This window comes from Bartonella sp. AU16XJBT (assembly GCF_028618665.1).
GTDB lineage: Bacteria > Pseudomonadota > Alphaproteobacteria > Rhizobiales > Rhizobiaceae > Bartonella.
Map to the genome: position 1 here is coordinate 1 of NZ_JAQITF010000064.1, position 1,498 is coordinate 1,498.

The 1,498-nt window shown below is 37.4% G+C and carries 2 protein-coding genes; both read left to right on the forward strand.

Going from position 1 to position 1,498, the window contains the following annotated elements:
- Positions 1-50: 50 nt before the first annotated feature.
- Positions 51-578, forward strand: coding sequence for a hypothetical protein (locus PVV66_RS09495; protein ID WP_273719607.1), 528 nt, complete (start codon positions 51-53; stop codon positions 576-578).
- A 676-nt stretch (positions 579-1,254) separates the two neighbouring features.
- The coding region (locus tag PVV66_RS09505; protein ID WP_273719608.1) for a hypothetical protein at positions 1,255-1,498 on the forward strand (244 nt) is incomplete at its 3' end.

Consider the following 1,498-nt stretch of genomic DNA (forward strand, 5'->3'; position numbering starts at 1 on the left):
AAAAAAAATTAATGGACATTTGAAAGCAACAAAGAAAGTAGAGGGGATAAGTGAAAAGAAACAAGAGGGGACGCCCTAAAATCATAGGGCAAATAAGAGAAGCCAATGGGCGTATATCACGTGCAAAATCGCCCCGTGAAGCTGCTAATCAATTGGCAATAGAAATGCGTGCAAAGCGTTTCGGTTTAACGCTACAAGAGGCAAAAAATCCACTTTCTGGATCTTATATAGGGCGGCTTTGTTTGCAAGGTGTACTCACTCAAGAGCAATATGACGCTGCGCAACAGTACCTACAGATAAGAAACGATTACCTTTGTGCAAAGGGCTTGCCTAATGCGATTTATGACGAAATGCCGTCATCATCTGATGATAAGGCAAGAGATAAGTGGGTAGCATTTGCAACAGAGCAGTTTATAAACATGCAAGAGGCACTAAAAGAAGCCCAATGCCTCTATAGACAGTATAATCTTCATGCTGCGCTACAGTACCTCGTTGTAGAAGATCAAATGCTACCACACCTTGTGAATTCATTGAGGGTTGCTCTTAATGTGCTTCAGAAGTACTTTTCAAAAAAGTAGATTTCAAAAAGACATATATATCCATATATATATGGTATTGCAATAACAGCTAAGGCGGTCATTATTGTAAATAAAAACGCGGAAATCTTTAGCCTAAATCTCCAAAGTATGTTAATCGGAAGAGACATTATGGTGATTATTATGAAGCCTATTACAAACCATTCTATTCTATTGTTTTTATTAAAATGTCGTCTTAGTATACGAAGATAGTCTTTTTCTTCTATAGAAATTATTCTAAATGGACCTCTAGGGATTTCTTTAGAAATATAATCCAACATTCTTTCTGAAATACAAGTAATAAAAGAGGACGGTTTTTGTACATCACGAAAAACGGCAATTTGCCCATTTGAGCATGGAGGTCCCGAAGAAACATGTTCTGTTAATGGTTGACTACTTACATGACCAGTGAATAAGATACTCATTATTCCGAATAAGGCAATTTTCTTTAAATACGGTATTAACATCAGATTTTATCTTTTGTTTCTCAGTGTTGCATCTTCACTTCATACAGATTCCCTTCGAATATATCAATATGTGTTATTTTTGTGTTGACAAAGTGTAGCAAATCGTATTTAATGAAACTGCTGTACTTAGGCGTATTGTGTCTAGAGAGGGAAATGTACAGTGAAAAATCCCCGCGTTTGCGGGGTTTTTTATTATCTGGAGGGTGTATTTTATGACATCACAAAATACAGAACAGGTTTCTCAAACAAAGAAAAAATATAGACCCCCAAAAGCAGGTCAAGGGCGTGTCAAAGGTGTCCCGAATAAGAATACACGTCTTCTTAAAGAGGCAATTCTTAAAGCTGCTGAATTGGCAGGCAATAAGTATGGCAAGGAAGGACTGATTTCTTATCTCGAAAAGCAGGCAATAAGATGCCCCGCGGCTTATTTAGCGTTGCTTGGTAAGATCTTGCCTT